We start from the raw sequence: 6,491 nt of genomic DNA on the forward strand, positions 1-6,491 counted from the left end.
CGCTCGTGGTCCCAGCCATGCGCGCCATAATAGGCTTCGAGCATGTCGATCGGCGCGGCGGGGTCGCTGTCGTGGTCGGCTTGATCGAGCATCATCATGTCCTGGCAGCGCTATCGCACGAAAGACGCTGCCGAGGCAAAACCGCGCGGGCAAGCGCGGTAGCCGAGGGAGTCGAGAAATCTGTGGAAAAGGTCAGGGTAGCTTGGCCTCTAGAGCTGCGATCCGCGCCTCGAGCAGGTCGTTCTGCTCGCGCGCCGCCACCGCCATCGCCTTCACTACCTCGAACTCGTCGCGCGAGACGAAGTCGAGCCCGCCGATCCATTCGCGCGCGCGGCTGCGCGCCGAGGCATCGGTCTCGCGCGCGACGCCGGCAATCGTGCCGGCAGCACCGTTGAACATCTTGACGATGTCGTCGAACATACGATTTTCTGTCTGCATCACCGTTCCTTTCACAACATCTGGGTTGTTTGCGGGAAGGGTACAAGTGTTTCCGCGTCGGGGTTGAGCTGCCCGATCCGTAACGTCAGTACGCTCGCGAAGCTGATCCACACCATATACGGCACCAGCAGCCACGCCGCCGCCTTCCGCACCCGCGCAAACGCGAAGGTCGTCGCGATCGTGAGCAAGGTCATCGCCACGATCACCAGCAACGCCAGCCCGACCCGGTGCGCGCCGAAGAACAGCGGCGTCCACGACAGGTTGAGTGCGAACTGTGCGAGGAACAGGGCGATCCCTATGCCCCGCGCCGGCGCACCGCGCGCGTTGAGGACCAGCGCGAGCGCGAGCCCCATCATTACGTACAGGGCCGACCACACTACCGGAAAGACCCACCCCGCCGGCGTCAGCGCAGGCTTGGCGAGCGCCCGATACCAGCCATTCTCGTTGCCGACGGGTACCACCTGCCCGGCCAGGAAACCGAGCAGCAGGATCGACGGCACCGTCACCATGGCCCAGCGCACGAACGACATGCGCAATTGGCCCCTCGACGCGATCTCCCCCACGGCATCCCCCGATTTCTATTGTCACCCGACGTTCTGGCGCGCGGCGGGCGGCAGGTAAAGCGATAGGATGCGTATTATCGGGGTTCGACCTGACTGGCGTAGGAGCGAGCGGCCTCAATGTTCCAGCCTTGTGTCCCCGCGAAGGCGGGGACCCGGTACTGGGCTCCCGCCTTCGCGGGAGAACAAGGGCCGCGAGCCGGCCGCGGGCGTGAGAGCACGCCCCAAGTCCACTCACCCCCGCACGGCCGCCACCAGGAACTCCACATTCCCCTCCGGCCCCGTGATCGGGCTCTCGACCACGCCCTGCACCGACCACCCCGCCGCGCCGAGCCACGCCACCACCTCGTCGCACACGCGCCGATGCACCAGCGGATCTCGCACCACCCCGCCCTTGCCGACCTCCCCGCGCCCGGCCTCGAACTGCGGCTTGATCAACGCCAGCAGCCGCGCGCCCTCGCGAGCGAAGGACAGCGGCCGTTCGAGCACCTTGGCAAGGCCGATGAAGCTGGCGTCGCAGACGATCAGGTCGATGGCTTCGGGGATGTGGCTATCGGTGAGGATTCGCGCGCTGGTCTGTTCGAGCACCACGACACGTTCGTCCTGGCGCAGTTTCCACGCGAGCTGGTTGGTGCCGCTGTCGACCGCATAGACCCGCCGGGCACCGCCGGTGAGCAGCACGTCGGTGAAGCCGCCGGTCGACGAGCCGACATCGATCGCGACCGCGCCGTCGACGTTCCAGCCGAACGCGGCCAGGCCGTGCGCCAGCTTGATCCCGCCGCGCGACACCCACGGATGATCGCGGCCGCGGACGTCCAGCTCGACGTCATCTGCAAGCGTCTGCCCCGGTTTCTCGACCTTGCGCGTTCCTGCGAAGACCAGCCCGGCCATGATCAGGGCCTGCGCGCGGGTGCGCGATTCGGCGAGGCCGCGATCGACGAGAATCTGGTCCGCGCGTTGCTTCGCCATGGCCCGCTATCGCCGCCGCATCGGCCCGCCGCAAGCCGTGATCCGCTCGTCGCAGGGGCATTGTCCCCCGGATCGGTAGGTATATGCCTGTAGCGGGGGGGCGTGCCGGATCGGCGTGCCCTAGAGCGCAGGTCCGACACGCCCCTCTTGGCGAGAAGCAGCCGCTTCTTCGCAAGGAGCAGGAGGTGACCATGGGTAGTTTCGCGCCGCACGACGCCGTTTCCCCGACGATCCTCACGGTGCCCGGACTGGGCGGTTCGGGCGCCTCGCACTGGCAGACGCTGTGGGAGCGATCGCGCCTCGACACCGTCCGCGTCGAACTCGGCATGTGGGACACGCCGCATCGCAATTCCTGGGTGACCAAGCTCGACGAGGCGATCCGCCAGGCGCAGGCGCCGGTGATACTGGTCGCGCACAGCCTAGGCTGCATCGCGGTCGCGTGGTGGGCCGAACTGGCGCCGCAACCCTATGGCTGGCCGGTTGCCGGCGCGCTGCTGGTGGCACCCGCCGACGTCGACCGCGCCGACGCGCCGCGCGAACTGGCCGGCTTCGCGCCCGTCCCTCACGGCCCGCTGCCGTTCCCGTCGATCCTGGTATCCTCGACCGACGATCCCTGGGTCGCCCCCGCCAGGGCACACAGCATGGCCGCCGAATGGGGCAGCCACCATGTCGAGATCGGCGCGCAAGGCCATATCAACGCGGCGAGCGGACTCGGCGCCTGGCACGAGGGGCAGGAGCTGCTCGACCGCGTGATCGACGCCAGCCGCGACGGCCGCGGCCACGCTCGCCCGCCCGGCGACGCGCGCGCGATGCTGACGCGGACGCTCGGGGTGGAACAGCGGCTCGTCCAAGGTTGAGCCGCCTCTTCGTATGGATGACCAGATCGAGAGCAGCGTTACTGCCCCGCAAGGCCCGCCCGGATGCCGACATCTCCGCGTCCTCCGCGCCTCTGCGTCAACGAAATCCTCGTTGTGTTGCCATCGTCTGTAGCTGATTAGGCGAAGCTTACCCGAGATGTCGGCTTCAGAGGCCGCCGCCGCAACGCTGCGCCGACGCCGCCGAAGCCGAGGATCATCATCGCCCAAGTTGCGGGCTCGGGAACCGCGCCGACGCGCGGATTCCAGCCGAGCGCCATCATCTGGATGCCCTCTGGCGACCCGAGGCTGAACGTTACCGTCGGCTGATTGGAACAGGAGATCGAATCCATGAACAATCCGATCGGCCCGCCATTGCCGTTCCCCGTCGAACAAGGGGTGAGCGGCCCCCAGCCATTCGGATCTCCGCCCCTCCTCGGATCCGTATAGAATTCCTGTATCTCGGTCGTGCCGCCGTCGATCGAGAAATAGACGCGCCCCGGCTCTCCGAAGTTCGCTACGCCGGGCGCCGAATAGCGAAATAGGTCCAACGATTCCATTTGGCTATCCGAGCCGATATTGGAGTTCCCGCCACCGAGGACGTGCATGATCTCATGTTGGAGCGTGTTGATCGCCGAGAAGCGGATCGACTCACGCGTCCCATCGAACTTCGGGATGTCGAATCCGAACAACATCTCGCTTATCGACGCCAGAGTGACGACGCCGTCGAGGCCGCCGACCTTCAACTCCTCACCACCCAGGTCGTATATCGGCGTGCCGTCTGGGTTGGGGTGTTGCTCGAGATCACCATCGATCGGGATTCCGTTGGCACGGAGCAGCGCGCTGCTGGCACCGATCCTCGTCAGATCGCGGTTGGCGAAATTGCCTTGTCCGAGAGCCTCGATCGCTTGTGCCAGGACCGTGTTTTCCGGATGAGCCGCTGCGTTGTCCTGCAGCGCCTCGGCGTAAACGTCCTTGCGGAGCGAGTCGCCCGCATAGCCCGACCGGCCGAGATAGAAACTGAACGTCGTGTCCAGATCATACGCGATGTTGACTGTGACCTCGTTCGACAACAGCGCCTCAAAGGCCCGGGACGAATAATTGATTGCCGCCATGATTTCGTCGGCGCGAGCGTTGCTTCGTAGATGCGCGGAGAAATAGTTGTTGATCACCAGGGCGTTCGCGGAAGTACCGATCAACGCTGATGATATGGTAGCAGACATTAGAGCAATCCGCTTGGTAATCATCTTCATCATCCAAACCATTCCTGTTCAAGATCTGCCCGACCACATCGTTCAGATTGCAGATACAGTAGTTTGATCACCGAAGAAGGGGTGATTGACGTATTGCCCGGAACAAACATCCTAGCTATTCGCCGGCGCCAGCTTAGTACGGGTATTTATGATCCGTAGGACTTCTGAAATACTCGGGCAGCTCAAGCATCAAGCAACCCCGCTAGCGAGGGCGGGAGCGCTATACTGAGGCCACGATTGCCGGAGCGCATAGGGATGACCTGTCGACGCGTGCGTGTACCGACTGATTAGGGGCCGCGCTGCGCCGCGCTGCGCCTCGCTGCGCCGCAACGAGCCAGGCGCGTGCCGCCCGATCCCGCAAGCGGATCCCCCGATCTCCGGCTCGCGACACTGCTACGCGCGGGGTCGAACGCGTTGCGCACTCGCCCACAGCCCTCAGGCGCAGGCGCCCTCGCTGACGGCACTGCTGTTGTGGCGAAGCGTCGTCAGCACCGTGGTGACGATGTGCGCGGCATCCAGGCCGGCATCGGCATATTGCTTCTCGGGCTTATCCTGGTCCTGGAACGCGTCGGGCAGCCGCAGCGTGCGCAGCTTCAGCCCCGCATCGATCAGCCCTTCGTCGCTCGCCAGCGTCAGCACGTGCGCGCCGAACCCGCCGACCGCGCCTTCCTCGATCGTCACCGCGACCTCATGCGTGGTCAGCAGCCGCCGGATCAGCGCCACGTCGAGCGGCTTGGCGAAGCGCAGGTCGGCGACGGTGGTCGACAGCCCCTTCGCCTCGAGGATCTCCGCAGCCTTCAGCGCCTCCTTCAGCCGGGTGCCGAGCGACAGGATCGCGACGGTCTTGCCCTCGCGCACCAGCCGCCCCTTGCCGATTTCCAGCCGCTCGGGCGTCGTCGGCAACGCCACGCCGGTGCCGTTGCCGCGGGGATAGCGCACCGCAATCGGCCCGCTGTCGTGCATCGCGCAGGTATGCGTCATGTGCACCAGCTCGGCCTCGTCCGCCGCCGCCATCACCACGAAGTTCGGCAAGGTCGCCAGATAGGTGACGTCGAACGCCCCCGCATGGGTCGCGCCGTCCGCCCCGACCAGCCCGGCGCGGTCGATCGCGAAGCGCACCGGCAGGTTCTGGATCGCGACATCGTGGACGACCTGGTCATAGGCGCGTTGCAGGAAGGTCGAATAGATCGCGCAGAACGGCCGCATCCCCTGCGCCGCGAGCCCCGCCGCGAACGTCACCGCATGCTGTTCCGCGATCCCGACGTCGAAAAACCGTTCGGGATAGGTCGCCGCGAACGCGTCCAGCCCCGTGCCCGACGGCATCGCCGCGGTGATCGCGCAGACGCGGTCGTCGCGCGCGGCCTCCGCCACCAGCTGCTGCCCGAACACGTTCTGATACGCCGGCGGCCCCGGTGGCGCCTTCGCCTGCGCGCCGGTGATCACGTCGAACTTCTGGACACCGTGATATTTGTCCGCAGATGCCTCCGCGGGGGCGTAGCCCTTGCCCTTCTTGGTCACGACATGGACCAGGATCGGACCTTCCTCGGCGTCGCGGACATTCTCCAGCACCGGGATCAGATGGTCGAGATTATGTCCGTCGATCGGCCCGACATAATAGAAGCCGAGTTCCTCGAACAACGTGCCGCCCATCGTCATCCCGCGCGCGAATTCGTCGGTCTTGCGCGCGGCATTGTGGAACGGCCGCGGCAACCGGCGCGCGAACTTCTTGGCGAGCTCGCGCAGGCCGAGAAACTCGCGACTCGACACGATCCGGCTCAGATAGGCGCTGAGCCCACCCACCGGCGGCGCGATCGACATGTCGTTGTCGTTGAGGATCACGACCAGGCGATTGCCCGCCTGCTCGGCATTGTTCATCGCCTCGTACGCCATGCCAGCGGACATCGCGCCATCGCCGATCACCGCGATGCCCTTGCCCGGCGTCCCCGCCAGCTTGTTGGCGATCGCGAAGCCGAGCGCGGCGGAGATCGATGTCGACGAATGCGCCGCGCCGAACGGGTCGTATTCGCTCTCGCTGCGTTTGGTGAACCCGCTGAGGCCCCCGCCCTGGCGCAGCGTACGGATCCGGTCGCGACGCCCGGTCAGGATCTTGTGCGGATAGCATTGATGCCCGACGTCCCACACTAGCCGGTCGCGCGGCGTATCGAAGACATAGTGAATCGCGGTGGTCAGCTCGACCACGCCGAGCCCCGAGCCCAGATGCCCGCCGGTGGTGCCGACCGCCGAAATCACCTCGGCGCGAAGTTCGTCGGCTAGCGCGCGAAGCTGTTCGGGCTTGAGCGTGCGGAGGTCCTGGGGCGTCGCGACGGTGTCGAGCAACGGCGTTGCGGGTAGATCGGCCATCACCCCGTTTACCCGCGCAGTCGGGTGGTGTCGATTGCAACCGACAACTTGTCAGA

At 66.1% G+C, this 6,491-nt stretch carries 5 protein-coding genes and 2 pseudogenes; 1 reads left to right on the forward strand and 6 read right to left on the reverse strand.

Translation table 11 applies throughout. From position 1 onward, the window contains the following. Window positions 1-192: 192 nt before the first annotated feature. The 3 genes from VF643_RS00200 to VF643_RS00210 form a co-directional block, all read right to left on the reverse strand. Window positions 193-438, reverse strand: coding sequence for an accessory factor UbiK family protein (locus VF643_RS00200; protein ID WP_331041346.1), 246 nt, complete (start codon window positions 436-438; stop codon window positions 193-195). 11 nt (window positions 439-449) lie between these two features. Continuing rightward, entirely contained in the window at window positions 450-968 is a 519-nt protein-coding gene (locus VF643_RS00205; protein WP_331041347.1) for a TspO/MBR family protein, read from the reverse strand. 264 nt (window positions 969-1,232) lie between these two features. Then, window positions 1,233-1,967 carry a TlyA family RNA methyltransferase gene (locus VF643_RS00210; RefSeq protein ID WP_331041348.1) on the reverse strand — a complete coding sequence of 245 codons (735 nt, stop codon included), beginning with the start codon at window positions 1,965-1,967 and terminating at the stop codon, window positions 1,233-1,235. 191 nt (window positions 1,968-2,158) lie between these two features. Between VF643_RS00210 and VF643_RS00215 the strand changes: the two genes are divergently transcribed. Further along, on the forward strand, window positions 2,159-2,824 hold the full coding sequence (locus VF643_RS00215) for an RBBP9/YdeN family alpha/beta hydrolase (protein WP_331041349.1): 666 nt from the start codon (window positions 2,159-2,161) through the stop codon (window positions 2,822-2,824). 137 nt (window positions 2,825-2,961) lie between these two features. Here VF643_RS00215 and VF643_RS16085 read toward each other — a convergent pair. The 3 genes and pseudogenes from VF643_RS16085 to dxs form a co-directional block, all read right to left on the reverse strand. Beyond that, window positions 2,962-3,081, reverse strand: a pseudogene (locus VF643_RS16085) (PEPxxWA-CTERM sorting domain-containing protein); the annotation flags it as partial. 15 nt (window positions 3,082-3,096) lie between these two features. Further along, window positions 3,097-4,086, reverse strand: a pseudogene (locus VF643_RS00220) (hypothetical protein); the annotation flags it as partial. Between the two features lie 423 nt (window positions 4,087-4,509). Continuing rightward, window positions 4,510-6,435, reverse strand: a complete 1,926-nt coding sequence (dxs, locus tag VF643_RS00225) for a 1-deoxy-D-xylulose-5-phosphate synthase (RefSeq protein ID WP_331041351.1) — start codon at window positions 6,433-6,435, stop codon at window positions 4,510-4,512. Between the last annotated feature and the right edge of the window lie 56 nt (window positions 6,436-6,491).

The organism is Sphingomonas sp. (assembly GCF_036387595.1).
Classification (GTDB): domain Bacteria; phylum Pseudomonadota; class Alphaproteobacteria; order Sphingomonadales; family Sphingomonadaceae; genus Sphingomonas.